Source organism: Rhodopseudomonas sp. BR0C11 (assembly GCF_010820945.1).
Classification (GTDB): Bacteria; Pseudomonadota; Alphaproteobacteria; order Rhizobiales; family Xanthobacteraceae; genus Rhodopseudomonas; species Rhodopseudomonas palustris_H.
The window spans coordinates 1-1,452 of the sequence record NZ_QTKI01000680.1; the positions used below are offsets into that span (position 1 = coordinate 1).

The 1,452-nt window shown below is 62.3% G+C and carries 2 protein-coding genes and 2 pseudogenes; all 4 read left to right on the forward strand.

The window, feature by feature from the left end; all coding sequences use genetic code 11:
* A pseudogene (locus tag DYI24_RS26510) lies at positions 1-343 on the forward strand (PH domain-containing protein); the annotation flags it as partial.
* A 12-nt stretch (positions 344-355) separates the two neighbouring features.
* On the forward strand, positions 356-862 hold the full coding sequence (gene puhC / locus DYI24_RS26515; protein WP_107343560.1) for a photosynthetic complex assembly protein PuhC: 507 nt from the start codon (positions 356-358) through the stop codon (positions 860-862).
* A 2-nt stretch (positions 863-864) separates the two neighbouring features.
* Entirely contained in the window at positions 865-1,164 is a 300-nt protein-coding gene (locus DYI24_RS26520) for an O2-dependent cyclase accessory protein (RefSeq protein WP_107343561.1), read from the forward strand.
* Positions 1,161-1,452: pseudogene (locus DYI24_RS26525) on the forward strand (magnesium-protoporphyrin IX monomethyl ester (oxidative) cyclase); the annotation flags it as partial. The gene DYI24_RS26520 and the pseudogene DYI24_RS26525, both read left to right, overlap by 4 nt.

Below are 1,452 nucleotides of genomic sequence, written 5' to 3' on the forward strand. Positions count from 1 at the left end.
TCAGATGGGCGGGGCGCTGCCGATCACGATCAACATCCCGTTGACCCGGATCGCCAACGGCGACCTCCGCCAGAATCGTGACGGCAGCGGCGATATCCCCCTGCGGGTCATCGACGACAAGCGCGCATCCTACGTGCTGCTGTGGCCGCATGTGCGGCCCTGGTACATCAACAATCCGGAGCCGATGCTCAATTCGGTCCCGGACGTCGCCGCAGTCGCTGCCAAACTCACCGAAGCGGTGAAGGCGCAGACCGACAGCTCCGCGGTGGCGATCGTACAATCCACCAGTAGCGGCCCAGAAGACGGTCCGCTGCCAAGTCCCACCGCACCGGCAGTAGCCTAAACGGAGATCGAGATGAGCGAGGCCGCGCACAATCTCAATGTTCCGAAGGGCGCTTTGATCGCGGCTGCGGCGGTCGTGTTATTCACGATTGCTGTGGCGGCAACCGCCCGACTGACCGGGGTCGGTCATTCCCGAATGACCCCTCCGGCGATGGTCGAAAGCCTCGACCTGAACTTCGAAGACAGTCCCGACGGCGCCGTGCTCGTGTATCGGACTTCCGATCGCAGCTTGGTGAAGTCGTTGCAGCCGGGTCAGTCCGGCTTCGTCCGCGTGGTGTTGCACGGGCTGGCGCGCGAGCGTCAACTCGCCGGCGTCGGCTCGCAGCCGTCGTTCAAGCTCGCCCGCTACGTCAACGGTCAGTACACGCTGACCGATCCGGTCACCAACAAGGTGATCGACCTCAACGCGTTCGGCGCCGACAATCTGCGCGCCTTTTCGCAGTTGATGCCCGCCGGCAACGGCACCGATCAAACCACCTCCAATAATGAGATCCTCAACGAGAAGGGCGCTTCGAAATAAGCATGTTCGGACTAGGGAAACGCACGAGCTTCGACGTCCCCTGCACGGTCGAGATCGAACAGACCTCGGAAACCCTGCATGCGCACGTCACTCTCGACGGCGACATCGAAATCGGACCTGGCGACGAAGTCCTGGTTCATGATGCGCCGACCCACGTCGACTTCGGCGAACGTTTGGTCGTTCGTCGCACCGCAACCGTGGTCCGTGCCGGTCTTCTCGACAAGATTCGCGCGCGGTTCGAAGGCTACCGTGAACTGACCGAACTGTACGAAGTCAGCTTTTCGACCGGGAGGGTTCAATGATTCCAATGGAGGGTGGCGCCCAAGGCGCGCTGCGAACGCGGCCGGACATCAAGGGCAGCGTCGACAGCCTCAACATCGCCAAGCAAGATACCATCCTGACGCCGCGGTTCTACACGACCGATTACGCGGCGATGGACAAGCTCGACGTCAGCCTGGTGCGGGCCGAATGGACCGCGATGATGAACGAGCTGCGTGCCGACTATAACAAGTCGCACTTCAAGAAGACCGACGAGTTTCTGAACAGCGACCCCGACAAGCTGCCGCCCGAGCTGCGCGCCGAGGTCAAGG

Excerpts from the sequence above, each read along its gene's own strand:
- puhC (WP_107343560.1), top strand. The coding sequence starts at position 356 with ATGAGCGAGGCCGCGCACAATCTCAATGTTCCGAAGGGCGCTTTGATC.
- DYI24_RS26520 (WP_107343561.1), top strand. The coding sequence starts at position 865 with ATGTTCGGACTAGGGAAACGCACGAGCTTCGACGTCCCCTGCACGGTC.